The 17,109-nt window shown below is 63.3% G+C and carries 15 protein-coding genes; 6 read left to right on the top strand and 9 right to left on the bottom strand.

Annotation, left to right across the window (positions count from 1 at the left end; translation table 11 throughout):
- Nucleotides 1-99: 99 nt before the first annotated feature.
- From pssA to ACX36O_RS05125, 5 genes are all read right to left on the bottom strand, one after another.
- Nucleotides 100-975 (bottom strand): CDP-diacylglycerol--serine O-phosphatidyltransferase, encoded by an 876-nt coding sequence (gene pssA, locus ACX36O_RS05145; protein ID WP_488360153.1) that lies wholly within the window; start codon nucleotides 973-975, stop codon nucleotides 100-102.
- Nucleotides 976-1,032: 57 nt separating this feature from the next.
- A complete protein-coding gene (locus ACX36O_RS05140; RefSeq protein WP_213360243.1) occupies nucleotides 1,033-1,677 on the bottom strand; it encodes a phosphatidylserine decarboxylase in 645 nt (214 codons plus the stop codon).
- A 157-nt stretch (nucleotides 1,678-1,834) separates the two neighbouring features.
- On the bottom strand, nucleotides 1,835-2,851 hold the full coding sequence (gene ilvC, locus ACX36O_RS05135; protein ID WP_213360240.1) for a ketol-acid reductoisomerase: 1,017 nt from the start codon (nucleotides 2,849-2,851) through the stop codon (nucleotides 1,835-1,837).
- A 141-nt stretch (nucleotides 2,852-2,992) separates the two neighbouring features.
- On the bottom strand, nucleotides 2,993-3,484 hold the full coding sequence (gene ilvN / locus ACX36O_RS05130) for an acetolactate synthase small subunit (protein ID WP_213360238.1): 492 nt from the start codon (nucleotides 3,482-3,484) through the stop codon (nucleotides 2,993-2,995).
- 155 nt (nucleotides 3,485-3,639) lie between these two features.
- A complete protein-coding gene (locus ACX36O_RS05125) occupies nucleotides 3,640-5,412 on the bottom strand; it encodes an acetolactate synthase 3 catalytic subunit (protein WP_213360237.1) in 1,773 nt (590 codons plus the stop codon).
- Nucleotides 5,413-5,892: 480 nt separating this feature from the next.
- Between ACX36O_RS05125 and ACX36O_RS05120 the strand changes: the two genes are divergently transcribed.
- From ACX36O_RS05120 to ACX36O_RS05110, 3 genes are all read left to right on the top strand, one after another.
- Complete coding sequence (locus tag ACX36O_RS05120) at nucleotides 5,893-6,465, top strand: RDD family protein (RefSeq protein WP_213360236.1); 573 nt, start codon at nucleotides 5,893-5,895, stop codon at nucleotides 6,463-6,465.
- Nucleotides 6,450-6,878 carry a diacylglycerol kinase gene (locus ACX36O_RS05115; RefSeq protein ID WP_213360235.1) on the top strand — a complete coding sequence of 143 codons (429 nt, stop codon included), beginning with the start codon at nucleotides 6,450-6,452 and terminating at the stop codon, nucleotides 6,876-6,878. The genes ACX36O_RS05120 and ACX36O_RS05115 overlap by 16 nt, the downstream gene beginning before the upstream one ends.
- Before the next feature lie 151 nt (nucleotides 6,879-7,029).
- Complete coding sequence (locus tag ACX36O_RS05110) at nucleotides 7,030-7,599, top strand: LOG family protein (protein ID WP_213362650.1); 570 nt, start codon at nucleotides 7,030-7,032, stop codon at nucleotides 7,597-7,599.
- A gap of 42 nt (nucleotides 7,600-7,641) precedes the next feature.
- Here the strand turns inward: ACX36O_RS05110 and ACX36O_RS05105 are convergent, their stop codons facing one another.
- The 4 genes from ACX36O_RS05105 to ACX36O_RS05090 all read right to left on the bottom strand — a co-directional run bounded on the left by ACX36O_RS05105 (nucleotide 7,642) and on the right by ACX36O_RS05090 (nucleotide 12,799).
- Nucleotides 7,642-7,980 (bottom strand): P-II family nitrogen regulator, encoded by a 339-nt coding sequence (locus tag ACX36O_RS05105; protein WP_213360234.1) that lies wholly within the window; start codon nucleotides 7,978-7,980, stop codon nucleotides 7,642-7,644.
- 74 nt (nucleotides 7,981-8,054) lie between these two features.
- Nucleotides 8,055-9,773: an NAD+ synthase gene (locus ACX36O_RS05100; protein ID WP_213360232.1), complete on the bottom strand. Its 1,719-nt coding sequence runs from the start codon at nucleotides 9,771-9,773 to the stop codon at nucleotides 8,055-8,057.
- Between the two features lie 163 nt (nucleotides 9,774-9,936).
- On the bottom strand, nucleotides 9,937-11,361 hold the full coding sequence (locus tag ACX36O_RS05095; RefSeq protein ID WP_488360152.1) for a GTPase/DUF3482 domain-containing protein: 1,425 nt from the start codon (nucleotides 11,359-11,361) through the stop codon (nucleotides 9,937-9,939).
- Nucleotides 11,354-12,799, bottom strand: a complete 1,446-nt coding sequence (locus ACX36O_RS05090; RefSeq protein WP_488360151.1) for a DUF2868 domain-containing protein — start codon at nucleotides 12,797-12,799, stop codon at nucleotides 11,354-11,356. Before ACX36O_RS05090 ends, ACX36O_RS05095 begins: the two co-directional genes overlap by 8 nt.
- A 282-nt stretch (nucleotides 12,800-13,081) precedes the next feature.
- Here ACX36O_RS05090 and ACX36O_RS05085 point away from each other — a divergent pair, with 282 nt between their 5' ends.
- The 3 genes from ACX36O_RS05085 to ACX36O_RS05075 all read left to right on the top strand — a co-directional run bounded on the left by ACX36O_RS05085 (nucleotide 13,082) and on the right by ACX36O_RS05075 (nucleotide 17,069).
- Nucleotides 13,082-14,251: a GNAT family N-acetyltransferase gene (locus ACX36O_RS05085; RefSeq protein ID WP_488360231.1), complete on the top strand. Its 1,170-nt coding sequence runs from the start codon at nucleotides 13,082-13,084 to the stop codon at nucleotides 14,249-14,251.
- 101 nt (nucleotides 14,252-14,352) lie between these two features.
- The gene (locus tag ACX36O_RS05080) at nucleotides 14,353-14,844 is read left to right on the top strand and encodes a Fur family transcriptional regulator (RefSeq protein ID WP_213360221.1); all 492 of its coding nucleotides are present in this window, start codon (nucleotides 14,353-14,355) and stop codon (nucleotides 14,842-14,844) included.
- A gap of 128 nt (nucleotides 14,845-14,972) precedes the next feature.
- Nucleotides 14,973-17,069 (top strand): AAA family ATPase, encoded by a 2,097-nt coding sequence (locus ACX36O_RS05075; RefSeq protein WP_488360150.1) that lies wholly within the window; start codon nucleotides 14,973-14,975, stop codon nucleotides 17,067-17,069.
- The last annotated feature ends 40 nt before the right edge of the window (nucleotides 17,070-17,109 follow it).

The raw sequence follows: 17,109 nt of genomic DNA, 5'->3' as shown, positions 1-17,109 counted from the left end.
CGCGCGCTACTTACCCCGCCCGTCGGACGTCAGCCAGTAGCAGGGATAGTGCAAAAACCTTCATGAGATTCAATGTAGCACAATTCTTGCGGCGCTGCATCAATCGTGCAGGCCTTTTTCGTCCGGCTCATCGGTGGATGTGGCAACGATGCTCACATACTGCCCCGTCGCCTTGCGCCACACATACAGCACATAGCCGCTCAGCGCATACAGCACGAACAACAGGAACAGCATGGTCGGCGGCTCGATGCTGATCACGGCCATCAGCAGCACCACACCGATCAGCAGCGCAAACGGCACGCTGCGCTTGCCACCGAAATCCTTGAAGCTGTAGTACGGCACATTGGTCACCATGGTCAGTCCGGCCAGCAGCGTGATGGCGAACATGAACCAGGACAGGTCGGTACGCACGATGCCGCCGCCGGTAAACAGCTCGATAAAGGCCTTGAACCACGGAACATCGCGGTGCGCGTTGATGATTTCATTGGTCAGCCAGATAAAGCCGGTCACCAGCGCCGCCGCTGCGGGTGACGGCAGCCCCTGGAAGTAGCGCTTGTCCACCACACCAGTGTTGACGTTGAAGCGCGCCAGGCGCAGCGCTGCACAGGCACAGTAGACAAAGGCAGCGATCCAGCCCCAACGGCCCAGCGGGCGCAGCGCCCACTCGTAGGCAATCAGCGCCGGCGCCGCGCCGAAGCTCACCATGTCGGAGAGCGAGTCCATCTGCTCGCCAAAGGCGCTCTGCGTATGCGTCAGGCGCGCCACACGGCCATCGAGGCTATCGAGCACCATGGCGGCAAACACGCCAATGGTGGCCAGATCGAAGCGGCCGTTCATGGCCATCACGACGGAATAGAAACCGCCGAACAGTGCCGCCAGCGTAAACAGGTTGGGCAGCACATAAATGCCCTTGCGGCGCTTGCGCACCGGCTGCCCCTGTGCTTCCTGTTCCGGGTCGATCGGAAAAATATCCATGCTGCTCCTGGGTTGGTCGCGGAAGATGCCTGGCAAGGACATCAGCGAACCTGCATCTTACAGGACGGCCAGAATCGTGGTCGTGGCCGACACCTTGTCGCCCGGCGCCACCTTGGGCTGCGCCGTCAACGGCAGATACACATCCACGCGCGAACCGAAACGGATGAAGCCGTAGCGCTGGCCGCGCGTCAGCACATCGCCGGGCTTGACGTAGCACAGGATGCGTCGGGCAATCAGGCCGGCCACCTGCACCAGCGTGATGGTCGTGCCATTGCTGTCGATCACCACCGCATTGCGTTCGTTCTCGGTCGACGCCTTGTCCAGATCGGCGTTGACAAAGGCACCGGGGAAATACTGCACCTTGGTCACGGTGCCGTCGACCGACGCACGGTTGCTGTGAACGTTGAACACGTTCATGAACACGCTGATCAGCAGCGCATCACGGTCGGCGTAGGGATCGCGCACCTTCTCGACCTTGACGATGCGGCCATCGGCCGGCGACAGCACGGCATTGGCATCCTGCGGGATCGGACGCGCGGGATCGCGGAAGAACTGGATCACGAAAGCGGCGATCAGCCAGAACGGCAGCGCCGCGCCACCGCCAAATACGGCATGCACCAGCAGCGCCACGACCAGGCTGCCACCGATGTAGGGCCAGCCTTCGCGCGCCAGAATGGGGTGAGGATAGTTGTTGTTGCTCATTGTGCAATGATCCCATGAAAGTGCCTGCCCCACCAGAGGGAGGCTGCAGAAACGCGAAAAGCCACCGAAGTGGCTTTTGCTGCCCATCCGACCGCGGCACGGGCCGCAGAGGATGGGTATTGTGCACGATCTGCAGACCGTGCAACGCAGGAACCAATCAGTTCTTGCTCTGGTCCACCAGCTTGTTCTTGGCGATCCAGGGCATCATGCCGCGCAGCTGGTTGCCAACGATCTCGATCTGGTGCTCGGCGTTCTGGCGGCGGCGGGCCGTCATGCTGGGGTAGTTCAGGCGGCCTTCGTTGATGAACATCTTGGCGTATTCGCCGTCCTGGATGCGCTTGAGCGCAGCGCGCATGGCCTTGCGGGACTCTTCGTTGATTACCTCGGGGCCGGTCACGTACTCGCCATACTCCGCGTTGTTGGAGATGGAGTAGTTCATGTTGGCGATGCCGCCTTCGTACATCAGGTCGACGATCAGCTTCAGTTCGTGCAGGCACTCGAAGTAGGCCATTTCCGGAGCGTAGCCGGCTTCTGTCAGGGTTTCGAAGCCCATCTTCACCAACTCGACGGCGCCGCCGCACAGCACGGCCTGCTCGCCGAACAGGTCGGTCTCGGTCTCTTCCTTGAAGTTGGTTTCGATGATGCCGCCCTTGCCGCCGCCGTTGGCCATGGCATAGGACAGGGCCAGGTCACGGGCCTTGCCGGACTTGTCCTGGTAGATGGCGATCAGGGACGGCACGCCGCCGCCCTTCAGGTATTCGGAACGCACGGTGTGGCCGGGGCCCTTGGGAGCGACCATGATCACGTCCAGGTCAGCGCGCGGCACGACCTGGTTGTAGTGCACGTTGAAGCCGTGGGCAAAAGCCAGCGTGGCGCCCTGCTTGATGTTGGGCTCGACGTTGTTCTTGTACACCTCGGGGATGTTCTCGTCCGGCAGCAGGATCATGACCAGATCGGCGGCCTTGACGGCGTCGTTGACTTCCATCACGGTCAGGCCGGCCTTGGCGACCTTGTCCCAGGAAGCACCGCCCTTGCGCAGGCCGACCACCACTTTCACGCCGCTGTCGTTCAGGTTCTGGGCGTGGGCGTGGCCTTGCGAGCCGTAGCCGATGATGGCAACGGTCTTGCCCTTGATCAGGCTCAGGTCACAGTCCTTGTCGTAGAAAACTTTCATCGCTATCTCCAAAAATCAGAATAAGGTGGCGAAACGCCCTTCGGAAGGCTCAGGGCGAACAATCGATGCTTTCGCCGATAGAAGCCGTCTGCGCTGAGCCCACCGAGGCGCAGACAGCCAAACTTGTCTATTGTAGGACGCTCAGACGCGCAGGATGCGCTCGCCGCGGCCCAGGCCACTGGAGCCGGTACGCACGGTTTCCAGAATGGCGCTGCGTTCGATGGCGTTCAGGAAGGCATCGTTCTTGCTCTTGTCGCCGGTCACCTCGATGGTGTAGCTCTTGTCGGTGACGTCGATGATGCGGCCACGGAAGATGTCGGCCATGCGCTTCATCTCCTCGCGCTCCTTGCCGACGGCGCGCACCTTCACCATCATCAGCTCGCGCTCGATGTAAGCGCCTTCGGTCAGGTCGACGACCTTCACGACTTCGATCAGGCGGTTCAGATGCTTGGTGATCTGCTCGATCACGTCATCGGAGCCGGAGGTTTCGATGGTCATGCGCGACAGGCTCTCGTCCTCGGTCGGCGCCACGGTCAGGCTCTCGATGTTGTAGCCGCGGGCAGAGAACAGGCCCACCACGCGCGACAGCGCGCCGGCTTCGTTCTCCAGCAGGATGGCAATGATGTGTTTCATGATGGTTTCCTCTTTTCGCTGCCCTCCCCCGCAGCCGGTAAGCGGCGGGCTTGGCAGGCAATAGATTCACTCGGACAAATAAATTCGGGGCAACCGGGCGGGCCGGAACGGGCTGAGCGTGCAGCCCGCACAGGCAGCGCCCGGCGGCAAATGGCTTACAGCTCTTCCGAGCCCAGCAGCATCTCGGTGATGCCCTTGCCGGCCTGCACCATCGGGAACACGTTCTCGGTGGGATCGGTGCGGAAGTCGAGGAACACGGTGCGGTCCTTCAGCTTCTTGGCTTCGCGCAGCGCCGGTTCCACATCCTTCGGATCCTCGATCAGCAGGCCCACGTGGCCATAGGCCTCGGCCAGCTTGACGAAGTTGGGCAGCGCGTCCATGTAGCTGTGGCTGTAGCGGCCGGAATATTCGATTTCCTGCCACTGGCGCACCATGCCCAGGTAGCGGTTGTTCAGCGCCACGATCTTGATCGGCGTTTCGTACTGCAGGCAGGTGGACAGTTCCTGGATGTTCATCTGCACCGAGCCTTCGCCCGTCACGCAGTACACATCGGCCTGCGGCTTGGCCAGCTTGATGCCCATGGCGTAGGGAATGCCCACGCCCATGGTGCCCAGACCGCCGGAGTTGATCCAGCGGCGCGGACGGTTGAACGGGTAGAACTGCGCCGCGAACATCTGGTGCTGACCCACGTCGGACGTGATGTAGCAATCGTCGTCCCTGGTCATCTCGTACAGCGTCTCGACCACTTTCTGCGGCTTGATCACGTCCTTGTTGTCGCGGTCGTACTTCAGGCAGTCGGTCTTGCGCCACTTGTTGACGGTTTCCCACCAGGGAGCCACCGCCTCGGGGTTGGGCTTGACTTCGGATTCGTTGATGGCGTTGAGCAGCTCGACCAGCACATCCTTCACGTCACCCACGATCGGCACGTCGACCTTGACGCGCTTGGAGATGACAGACGGATCGATGTCGATATGGATGATCTTGCGCTCATTCTGCGCGAAGTGCTTGGGGTTGCCGATCACGCGGTCGTCGAAACGGGCGCCCACGGCCAGCAGCACGTCGCAGTGCTGCATGGCGTTGTTGGCCTGCACCGTGCCGTGCATGCCCAGCATGCCCAGGAATTTCGGATCGCTGGCCGGATAGGCGCCCAGGCCCATCAGCGTGCTGGTGCAGGGTGCGCCCAGGGTATCGACCAGGGTGCGCAGTTCGTCGCAGGCGTTGCCCAGCAGCACGCCACCACCGGTGTAGATGTAGGGACGCTTGGCGTTCAGCAGCAATTGCAGCGCCTTGCGAATCTGGCCGCCGTGGCCCTTGCGCACCGGGTTGTAGGAGCGCATGGCAACCGTCTCGGGGTAGCCGTGCCAGGCCACTTTCTGGAAGGACACGTCCTTGGGCACATCGATCACGACCGGGCCGGGACGGCCGGTGCGCGCGATGTGGAAGGCGCGCTTGACGACGCTCGGGATGTCCTTGGGATCCTTCACCAGGAAGTTGTGCTTGACCACCGGGCGCGTGATGCCCACGGTGTCGCATTCCTGGAAGGCGTCCTGGCCGATGGCGCCGGTCGGCACCTGGCCGGCGATCACCACCAGCGGAATGCTGTCCATGTAGGCGGTGGCAATGCCGGTGACAGCGTTGGTCAGACCGGGGCCGGAAGTGACCAGCGCCACGCCCACTTCACCGGTGGCACGGGCAAAACCGTCGGCCGCGTGCACGGCTGCCTGCTCGTGACGCACCAGCACGTGCTGGATGGTTTCCTGCTTGTACAGGGCGTCGTAGATGTAGAGCACGGCGCCGCCGGGGTAACCCCAGAGATGCTTGACGTTCTCGGCCTCGAGGCACTTGATGAGGATTTCGGCGCCCATGAGCATGGGAGCGCGGGAAGAGGAAGACTTGGCTGCTGCAGCCGTATTCTGTTGGATATCCATGTGATGAACCTTTGTGATTTTCTATACAGAAAAACCTTGGGTGCCTCTCGGCGGCATCCTTGTGAGATGGCTTCGAGACTTAAGGCCAAAGCCATGGGCGCTTCTTGTAACGCGCCGGACAGTGACCCGTTTGCCGAATGAGTTGTGCAGAGCGTCATTATGGCATTGCTGCAATGCAAAAGTGAAAAATTTTTACAAATCAGGAGCTTGGGCAAGCTGCCCTCCGGCTTGCGATGCGCAGATGCGACATGGGTCTGCATGCCGGGCTGCCCGATCACCTGCGCCGTGCGGGCGTCGTGCGCACCTGGGTGGGCATCGAAACGCACGGATCGCAAACCGCCCCGGCAGGAAACATTCCCGCAATCGCCCGATCGTCTGGCAGTTTCACCGGGTGCCGCTATACTCGCGCGAGTCCTCTGCCCAGCCTGTTTTGTGCCCGCTGGCGCAGCTTGTGCCCATCGCGCCAGCGCCTGAACCTGAATGAACGCCTCCTCCCTTCCCGCCGCCGGCCAGCCGGCTCCCCCGCTCTCGCTGCAGGCTCCGCCGCTGTGGCGCCGTCTGTCCTGCTGGCTGTATGAAGGCATGCTGCTGTTCGGCGTGGTGTTCCTGGCCGGCTACCTGTTCAGCGCGCTCACGCAGACGCGCCATGCCCTGCAGAACCGGCATGGCCATCAGATCTTCCTGTTTCTGGTGCTGGGCGCCTATTTCGTCTGGTTCTGGAGCAAGGGCCACACCCTGGCCATGAAGACCTGGCACATCCGCATCGTCGACCGCCTGGGCCAGCCCATCAGCAAGCTGCGTGCCCTGGCGCGCTACCTGCTGAGCTGGCTCTGGGTGCTGCCGCCACTGGGCGTGCTGTCGGTGACGCGCCACTGGCAGGAATCGCCCGGCCTGGCTACCGCTGCCTTCATGCTCTGGGTGGTGTTCTGGGCCCTGCTCAGCCGCGTACTGCCGCAGCGCCAGTTCCTGCACGACGTGCTGGCCGGCACCTACCTGATCCACCAGGCTCCGCCGCCCAAGGCCGAGCAGACGCGCAAATGGTGGCAGCTGTGATCGAGAAAATTCCCAAGCCCGATCCACGCCAGCACCCGCAGAAGTCGCGCCGCGGCCTGTCGCGGCTGTGGCATGCCACGCTCTACTCCATCGACGGGCTGAAGGCCGCCATCCGCGAATGCTCGGCCTTCCGCATGGAGCTGACGCTCGCAGCCTTCGGCATTCCGCTCTCGTTCCTGGTGGGACGCACCTGGGTCGAGATGGTGATTCTCTCCGGCTCGCTGGTGGCTCTGCTGGTAATCGAACTGCTCAACAGCGGCATCGAGGATGCAATCGACCGCATCGGCTACGAACTGCACCCGCTGGCCAAGCGCGCCAAGGATTTCGGCAGCGCTGCGGTGTTTCTGGGCAGCGTGTTTTGTGGCATCGTGTGGCTGTCGATGGTGGCGATCCGGCTGCATGCGCAGTTCTGATGCGGGGTGACTTGTCATGGATTGCCCCACCGCCGACCTGCAGTGCTGAACAGTCTGCCTCCTTGCGCCATTCCATTTTCCTGCGAGAAAAATCATGCATCCGTCCTCTCCCAGTGCACCCGCTCCTGCCCAGTCCGCCGGCGTGCGCTCCATGTTTGCCGATCCGGAACCGCGGTTTTCGGTGTGCGTGTATTGCGCCTCGCAGCCGGGCGAGAATGAGGCGTTCCGCACCACGGCGCGCGAAGTAGGCAGCTGGATCGCGCGCAATGGCGGCCAGCTGGTGTACGGCGGCGGCCATACGGGGCTGATGGGCATCGTGGCCGATGGCGCTCTGCAGGCCGGCGGCCGCGTGGTGGGCGTGATTCCGAAGGCGCTGGTGGAGCGCGAGTGGGCACACGAGGGCTGCACCGAACTGCACATCGTCGAGACCATGCACCAGCGCAAGCACATGATGGCCGAGCGCTGCACCGCTTTCCTGGCGCTGGCGGGCGGCATCGGCACCTTCGAGGAGCTGTTCGAAGCCTGGACCTGGAAGCAGCTGGGCTATCACAACAAGCCGGTGGCGATTCTCAACACCGGGGGCTATTACGACGATCTGCTGAAGTTTCTGGGCGGAGCAATCCGCCACGGCTTCATGCGCGACCACCAGATGGACATGATCCACGTCGGCACCGAGGTGGAGCCGACGCTGCGCTACCTGGCTGGCGGGGCTGCGGCCTGATCAGGCCGCTGGAACGCGTAGCCCTGCTGCCAGCATCAACGCTCAGACGGCGGTTTCGTCCTGCTCGCCGGTACGGATGCGGATGATGCGCTCGACCGGCGTGACGAAGATCTTGCCGTCACCAATCTTGCCGGTACGCGCCGCGCCAACGATGGCATCGACGCAGGCATCGACATCTTCAGCCTTGACCACCACCTCGATCTTCACCTTGGGCAGAAAGTCGACCACATATTCGGCGCCGCGGTACAGCTCGGTATGGCCCTTCTGGCGGCCGAAACCCTTCACCTCGGTCACGGTGAGGCCGTTGACACCGCATTCAGCCAGTGCCTCGCGGACTTCTTCCAGCTTGAACGGCTTGATGATGGCGGTGATCTGTCTCATGAAAAAATGCTCCTCGAAGTGCGGCAGCAAGCCGCAACTGGCATTGTGCAATAAAACGGCAGCCCTCGAACAGCTCAGGGCGTTTCACGGAAGCCGTTGATCAGCGGATAGCGCCAGTCCTTGCCGAAGCTGCGGTGCGTGATGCGAATGCCGATCGGCGCCTGCTGGCGCTTGTACTCGTTGATGCGGATCAGGCGCGTGACCTTCTCGACGGCGGCCTGGTCCAGCCCCTGGGCCACGATGTCGGCCAGCGGCACGTCATTTTCCATGTAGCGCATGACGATGGCGTCCAGCACTTCGTAGGGCGGCAGGCTGTCCTGGTCAGTCTGGTCGGGACGCAGTTCGGCGCTGGGCGGACGCGTGATGATGCGCTCGGGAATCGGGTTACTGCCGGTGCCGAAGGGGTCGTTGGCGTTGCGCCAGCGCGCCAGCGCAAACACCTGGGTCTTGAGCACGTCCTTGATCGGGCCGAAACCGCCAGCCATGTCGCCGTAGAGCGTGCTGTAGCCCGTGGCCATCTCGCTCTTGTTGCCGGTGATCAGCACCAGCGAGCCCATCTTGTTGGAAATCGCCATCAGCAGCGTGCCGCGGATACGGGCCTGGATATTTTCTTCTGTGGTGTCTTCCGGGCGGCCCTCGAACAGCGGCGCCAGTGCGGACTTGAAGGCCTCGAATGGGGGCAGGATGGCGATTTCGTCGTAGCGCACGCCCATGCGTCCGGCCATGTCGCGCGCGTCGATCAGGGAGATATCAGCCGTGTAGGGTGACGGCATCATCACGGCGCGCACATTGTCGGCGCCCAGCGCATCGACGGCAATCGCCAGCACCAGCGCCGAATCCATGCCGCCGGAAAGACCGAGCACCACCTGCTTGAACCCGCTCTTGCGCACATAGTCGCGCGTACCCAGCACCAGCGCCTGCCAGACCTCGGCACTGCTGTAGGCGTACTGGTACGGCGGCAGGCCGATCAGGCCGTCGCGTTCGGCCTCGGGCGTAGTCTCGCCCTGCAGGCGAACGGCGGCACCGGCCTGCGGCTCGAGCGTGAGCATCCAGTTCTGCTCGACGAAGCTGCGGGCGCGGCCGGCCAGGCGACCGTCTGCCTGCATGGCAAAGGAGCCGCCATCGAACACAACTTCGTCATGGCCGCCGACCATATGGGCGTAGATGATGGGGGTGCTTATTTTCTGGCTTAGTGCAGACTGACGTTTCTCCCGATCGCGCGCTTTGCCCATGTGATAGGGAGATGCATTCATGATCGCAATCACCTGCGCGCCCGCAGCCAAGGCAGCCTGGGCCGGCTCGTCGAACCAGCCGTCCTCGCACACCAGCAGGCCGATGCTCACGCCTTCCACCTCCAGCACACAGGGCTCGGTACCCGGCGTGAAGTAGCGCAGTTCATCGAATACCTGGTAGTTGGGCAGCTTCTGCTTGGCCACGCTGGCAATGCGCTGGCCGGCGCGCAGAGCGGTAACGCGGTTGGTGTGCTGCGGTAGGCTCACGCAGCGCGTGCGGTAGTCGGCGTTGCCAGTGGGGTGGCCCACAACCACCGTCAGATCAGGAAGGTCCGCCAGTTGGGCAGCGATTTCGTCCACCGTTTTTTCGCAGGCCTGGATGAAGGCAGGACGCTGCCACAGGTCGCCGGCAGAATAGCCGCAGACGGACATTTCTGCCGTCAGCACCAGGCGTGCACCCTGGGCGTAGGCTGCGCGTGCGGCATCAACGATGGCACGCGCGTTGCCGGACAAGTCGCCCACGACGGGGTTGAGCTGGGCTACACAGACAGTCAGGGACATGGTGATTCTTCTTCGAGAAAGGAAGGAGCTGCGCAGGGTGGCAGCGTTTTGACGATTATGGCTTAGGGAGTACCGGGCATCCGTGCAGGAATCGCTGCCGGAGCAGACGAGATAGCTGGCCCCCGGTTTGGCACACGGCGGACTGGCGGGCTCGATACATGGCTCAGGATTCCAGCCGCGGCAGCACATCCTGCAAGGCGCGCGCCGTGTCGGCCAGGCATTCCTCGCGGTCGCCCTGCCCTTGCCAGGCGTTGCGCCAGCCGCGGCTGCTGCCCTCCCATTCGGGATGCCCGCGTGCGGGAGTGAGTGCGCGCAGCACCGGGAACAGGCTTTCGGCCAGCGAGCGGTCATGTTCCGTATCTGGCTGATCGAGGTAGTGCACCTTGTCCATGGCGGCATGGCCGCGATGTTCGAGCGCCTGCAATAGCAGCAGCAGCTGGTCGGCAAGCACGACCAGCACGGTGTCTTCCAGGGTGAGTTCCTGCACGCCCTGCATGCGGTTTTCGAGCTTGCGCCACAGGGGGCGCCAGCCCTGGCTGGCCAGGCCGCCCAGGGTCGCGCCCAGCGTGGTGGCAGCGCCGAACGACAGACCGGCTAGGGCCACATCGGCGACCACGCCCAGGCCAGCCCCGACCATGGCGCCCAAGCCCAGCTTCTTGCCCGCCTCCATCAGCACTTCAGGGTTGAACAGGTCATCCTCCCAGCGGCCCTGCAGGCCGGGCAGGCTTTCCAGTTCGGCATCATCGGGGCGGAAGGCGAAGACGGCCAGCAGTTCATCCACGGCCTTGCGGCCGCGCTTGAGCACATCTGCCTGGAAGGCGCGGACGAAAGCCGCCTGCTGCACCGGATCGGAAAAGGCCTCGGCATCGAGTTCGCGCCGCATGGCGGCCAGATCAACCAGCGCGCCGGCGACGCTGCGGCAGGCGGCCTGGCGGCGCTCGGCCTGCTCCTGGGCAAGCCAGTGGACAATCTCGTTGAGTTGCTCTCGGCGCGGGCGCAGCAACGTCGCCAGATCGCCATAGAGCATGCGCTCGGCGCCGATGAAAGGCGCCACGGCATCGAACTCGACCTGGGCGTGCAGGTTGGCATCCAGCAGCGCCTGGCGCCATTCTGCCTGCCGGCTGTTGGCTGCGGCGACGAAGTTCAGCACCGGCATGACCGGGCGGGCGCAGTAGGTGAGAATCTCGAATTCGGCCCGGTACTTGGGCAGCACGGCTTCGCGGCTGTCAATCACGTACATGGCGGCGTCGGCTTCGTCGAGCAGCGCGCGCAGCACCTTGGCCTCCTGCTCGAACACGCCGCGCGCCTCGGGACCGGCCAGGAAGGCGCGCACGCGCTCGGGGCGCGTGCTGCCGGGCAGGCTGTTGAGATAGTCGAGCAAGGCAATGGAGTCTTCCAGGCCCGGCGTATCGAAGAAGCGCACCGCGGTCTGGCCGTGCATGCGCAGGTCGATGCTTTCGGCGTGGCGCGTGGTGCCGGGGCGGTCGGACACTTCGCCAAAGTCGACGTTGCGCGTCAGCGTGCGCAGCAGCGAGGTTTTGCCGGCGTTGGTGTGGCCCACTACGGCGATGCGGATCGGATCAGTCATGGTGGGAATTATCTTCACCGGAATGCGCGCCCGCCAGCCAGGCATCAGCTGCGGCCATGTCGACAAATACCGGAATTTGCGGGAATCCGCTGGCTTGGAGCCAGGCTTGCCAGCGGTCGGTGCTGCCGGTGCCGGTGCCGGTCAGCAGGATGGCGGTGCGGCTGGCAGTGGCGGCGGCCTCGCGCAGGAAGCGGGCCGTGCCGCGATCCGGGCTGCTGGCGCCCCAGGTGGCGATCAGCAGGGCATGGGGGCGCTGCTCGAGCAGGCGCTGGACCACGGCTGTGCGCTCGAGGCTGCTGCCGGCGATGCGTTCCAGCCATTGCACGGCGGGATGCCAGGCGGGCTGCCAGCGCTCCGGTGGCCAGGGCTGCTCCGGCGGCAGTTCGAAGCCCACCAGCGCGGGGGCGCCGGGCTGCGTCACGGGGGGCAGGACGTGCGCTGCGTGGCCGGAGCCGGCTCGCTCCGGATCTACCACCACGGCCGCGTCGAGTGCATCGAAACGGGCCAGCAGGCGGCGCACATAAGGATCGGAGCTGTCCAGCGCCAGGCGTCGCTGCCCGGCCTTCCAGGCCAGCCAGCACAGCAGCACCAGCAACAAGCGCGGCAGCAGGCCATAACAGAACACGCAGCCCATCAGCCACCAGGCCCAGGCCCGTTGGTCGCTTTCCAGACCGCCGCCGGCCGCGCGCACGGCGGCCGCATCGGGGACAGGGAAACCCAGTTGCGCCGGCAGCCAGCCGGTGACGTGCACAAACTGCTCGAAGAATGCCGGACTGAGAATGGTGGTTTCCCAGCTCAGGCGGTAGGCATGGAAAGAGAAGCCGAACCACAGCGCCAGCAGGATCAAACCGAAAGCCAGCGCCCAGATGGCGTGGCTGAGCAGGCCAAAGGCCCAGGGCGCCAGCCGGAAACGCTGCAGCACACGCCTTACGCCCTGCAGCAATGCCGCCGCATGCGGGCCGCGGTCCAGCGGCATTCTGGCGGTAAGTCGCAAGGCCAGCGCACCCAGCGACCAGCCCGAGCCCACCGCACTGCCCGATCCGGCATAGGTCCAGATCACGCCCAACACCCACAACACCAGCATCAACGCATGCGGCCCCAGCACGGTCACGAACGCGGCCATGGCATTGATGGAGCGCCCTTCGCCCATCACGGTCTGTGCCAGCCCCCAGGCCGACAGCGCCATCGCTCCGGCCAGACCCGGCATGACCCACAGGCCCAGATGGCGCCAGCGTTCCCATTCGGCGGGCAGTCCCAGACGCTGGCCCAGCAGCCAGGCGCGCTCAAGCACGCGCTCCATGCGATCGCTGCGCGCGGCATGGGCCGCCGGCAGGATGGCGCTGTCGTCCAGCGGGCCATCGGACTCGATTGCCTGGATGGCATGCGCCACGCCGAGGCGGGCGAGCGGCGATGCGGAGGGCGGCACACTCGTCACCATGCGCAAGACACTCCTTGAAGCAGGGCCAGTGCGAAAAAACCCCAGTGGTCTCGGTCAGGAAACAGGATGCGGATAATGCGTGGCATGACGAATGGGCGACTACACATCGACGACACTTCCGGGGCTGACGCAAGCACGGCGCAGGCTCCGGAGCGTCCGGATGCGATCCATTATGGCGCACAAACCCGGCGCGTCCTGGAGCGTCTGCAGGGCGTGGTCGCCGCAGAATCCGGAGGCCGTCTGGAGTTGCAACTGGTGCTTGATCCGGCAGACATCGAGGCCATGGCCTGGGATGGTCTGCTCGCCGTGCAGCAGTCGCCCACCCCATTCACGCGGCATGCCTATCTGCACGCGCTGCAGGCCAGTGGCAGTGCCACTGCCGAAACGGGCTGGCAAGCGCTGTTTCCCCTGCTCTGGCTGCAGGGTGCGCAAGGCCGCAAGCTGCTCGCAGCCTGCCCGCTCTATGTCAAGTCGCATTCCTATGGCGAATATGTGTTCGACTGGGCCTGGGCGCGCGCTTATGCCGAGCACGGCCTGGAGTACTACCCCAAGGCCCTGATTGCAGTGCCGTTCACGCCCGTTCCGGGCAGCCGCCTGCTGGCGCAATCGGCGCACTGGCGGCTGGCGCTGCTGGAGGTGGTGCATGCGCTGTGTGTGGATTACGGACTCTCCAGCCTGCATCTGCTGCTGGGAGACGACGCCGACCAGGCCGCAGCGCGGGAGCATGGGCTGATGCTGCGCGATGGCGTGCAGTTTCACTGGCAGAACCGTTCGCAGTTGCAGCCGGATGCCACCGACTGGAAAAGCTTCGATGACTTCCTCGCCAGCCTGCGCCAGGACAAGCGCAAAAAGATCCGCGCCGAGCAGCGCAAAGTGCGGGAAGCCAGCGTGCGATTTCGCTTGGAGCAAGGCAGGGACATTCAGGCCGGGGACTGGGCGTTTTTCTACCGCTGCTACAGGCGCACCTATCTGGAACACGGCAATGCGCCCTATCTGACCCCTGCCTTCTTTGCCCGAATGGCAGACGCCATGGCGGAAAACTGGCTGCTGTTCATTGCCGAGCGGGATGGTGAGCCCATCGCCTGCAGCCTGATCGGCCTGCATCTGGACGACGGGGGCCGGCCGCAAGTCGCCTACGGCCGCTACTGGGGCGCGCTGGAGCGCGTGGATTGCCTGCATTTCGACGCCTGCTACTACCAGCCGCTGCAGTGGTGCATCGCCCATGGCGTGCAGCGTTTCGAAGGCGGTGCACAGGGAGAACACAAGATGGCGCGGGCCCTGGTGCCCTCGGCCACCTGGAGTGCGCACTGGCTGGCACATCCAGGATTTGCCAAGGCGGTGGAGCGCTTTCTGGACCGCGAGAAGGACGGCGTGGCGGCCTATCAGGATGACTTGCAGCAGCGCAGCCCTTTTCGCGTTGCTCTGCGGCCTCCCGCGACAGACGCCGACTGAAAAAACATCGCGAGCGGCAGCACCTGATTCAGTTACGGTAGGCCAACAGCAAAACTGCGATAATTTCCCCGCAGGCTGTCTCTAGCACCCTGCCTTCCGCCATGATCCAAGCAGTCCATCCTCCCTCCACCGAAGCTACCGGCAACCGCTGGGCCGAAGTGGTGCGCGCCAAGGGCCTGCGCGCCACGCGCGACGTACTGCGGGTGCTGGACGTGCTCGAATCCTCCAGCGTCCCGCTCAGCCACGAAGGCCTGATGCGCGGCCTGCTGGCCGATGCCTCCGGCCGGGACATTGACCGGGTGACCCTTTACCGCGTGTTGGACCGCCTGGTGCAAGCCGGGCTGGTGGTGCGCACGCAGGACAGCGAGCGCACCTTTCATTTTGCGCTGGCCCAAAGCGGCAGCACCGGCTTTTTCGAATGCGAGCAATGCCACGCACTCACCGCCCTGCCCGAAGATCCGCAGCTTCCGGCTCTGCTGGAGCAACTCAATGCCCGCCTGCATCAGCAGGGGCTGAATAGCACCGACATCACGCTGTCGGTGCATGGCGTGTGTGCCGATTGCGAAGAGGCACCCGCTGCTGACAAGCGCTGACATCTGAGCTCGGAACGGAATTGCAATTCAGCCCGTACCGATTGAAGATGGCAACTGGCGAACGCTGCGTCACATCTTGACGCATGCATGACCACAATAACCTTCTATTGGAACAATAGGAGGTCAGCATGGTTGTCAGAAAACGCAGTCGCCCGATTTCAAATTTCCTATCTGCCCAGGTTGGCCCGCTCATCCAATTGTGGCTGCTGCGGCTATTGGTTCCGCTCGGAGCCCAGAAGGAATACATCACCCGTCATGGATTTTGTTCAGATACGCTCTCCGAAGCCATTGGGCTGAACGCGCATATCGACCTGGAAGCGGACATTGATCCGGGCAAGGCGCGACAGGCAGTTCGTAAACTGCATGCCGAAGCAGAAATCCGATGCAAGGATGCAAAGGCCCCTGACTGTCTGACACGGAATATTGAGCGTCTTGCCAACTTGGTCGGTCTATCTGAAGTCGACTGCCGCATTCTGGAATTCGCCGTACTGATCAACAATGAACGTCTGCTTGACGACACTGCTGACTGGCTCGAAACCTTGTCAACCACCAAGGTCTATCACGTGCTTTCCGTGCTGCTGGACAAGCCGGTCGCTGACATCAAGCAGGCACTGAACATGGACGGGGTTCTGGTGAAATCCGGTCTGGTGAACCTGGACCGCCATGGCACCGCACACCTTCGCTCCAAACTGCAACTCCTTTCGGACTCGTTTTCGGATCGCATCCTCAGCTCCGATTCCGACCCGATCAACTTGCTGAAAGACACCATTGCTCCAAGCAAGAAGCCAACCCTGCAGCTGGACGACTATGGGCACATCCAAGAAACGCTCACCGTGTTGCGCGCTTACCTGGCGCACAGCGTCACCACAGCACGGCCAGGAGTCAACATTTTCATTCACGGTTCGCCCGGAACCGGAAAAACACAATTGGCCCGGGTATTGGCACAAGAACTCGGCTGTGAGCTATTTGAAGTAGCCAGCGAGGACAGCGACGGCGACCCCATCGGCGGGCTTGACCGTTTGCGTGCCTATCGTGCCGCACAGTGCTTCCTGGGGCAGCGCCGCGCACTCATCCTGTTTGATGAAGTCGAAGATGTCTTCAATGGTGACGAATTTCCCTTTGATCGCCAGCATTCCGCCCATGCCCGCAAGGCCTGGATCAACCGCGCGCTGGAAGAAAACCCGATTCCCACCATCTGGCTGTCGAATTCGATCCGGAGGCTTGATCCAGCCTATGTGCGTCGCTATGACATGCTTTTTGAGTTGCCGATCCCTCCCAAGAAACAACGCGCACGCATCCTGACACAGGCCTGCGGCAATCTGCTGGATGCGCGCAGCATTGCGCGCATAGCCGAAAGCGAACGTCTGGCACCGGCCGTGGTGACCAAGGCCAGTGCGGTCGTGCAAAGCATTCGCGGCGAGATTGGTGAACAGCGCGCCGGTCAGGCGCTCGAGCTGCTGATCAACAACACCCTGCAGGCGCAACAGCACAAGCCGATCAAGCGCGACGATAGCTCGCGGCTTTCCGAGATCTACGATCCCGCATTCATTCATGCAGATAGCGATCTGGCTGCCGTTGCGGCAGGCCTTGTCCAGGCCAAGTTCGGTCGCTTGTGCCTTTATGGCCCGCCAGGAACTGGAAAGACCGCGTTTGGCCGCTGGCTGGCGGAGCAATTGCAGATGCCTTTACTGGTGAAACGTGCCTCTGATCTGCTGTCGATGTATGTAGGCGGGAGCGAAAAAAACATTGCGGCTGCGTTCCGTCAGGCCGAACAGGAAGGCGCGGTATTGCTGATCGACGAAATCGACAGTTTCCTGCAGGATCGTCGAGGTGCCGTGCGCAGTTGGGAAGTCACCGAAGTGAACGAAATGCTGACCCAGATGGAAGCCTTCTCAGGGATCTTCATTGCCTCCACCAATCTGGTGGAAGGGCTTGACCAAGCGGCGTTGCGGCGCTTCGACCTCAAGGTGAAACTGGACTATCTGCGCCCTGAGCAAGCCTGGGAATTGCTGCTGCGCCACTGCGATTCGCTGGGCTTGCCCCTGCCCTCCGAAGCGCTGCAATTTCGCTTGCACGGACTGCGCTCACTGACCCCGGGCGATTTTGCCGCGGTTGTGCGTCAGCATCGATTCCGCCCCTTCACCTCTGCCAGCCATCTCGTCGCTGCTCTGGAATCCGACTTTGGCTTGAAGCAGGGAGGACGAGGCCCCATCGGTTTCCTCTGAATGTGTAACAAAATAACATAAGATGCCTCCAAGGAGAACA

Source organism: Brachymonas sp. KE5, assembly GCF_057773645.1.
Note: the sequence above shows the minus strand (reverse complement) of the source record. Positions and strands in the feature narration are given on the sequence as shown.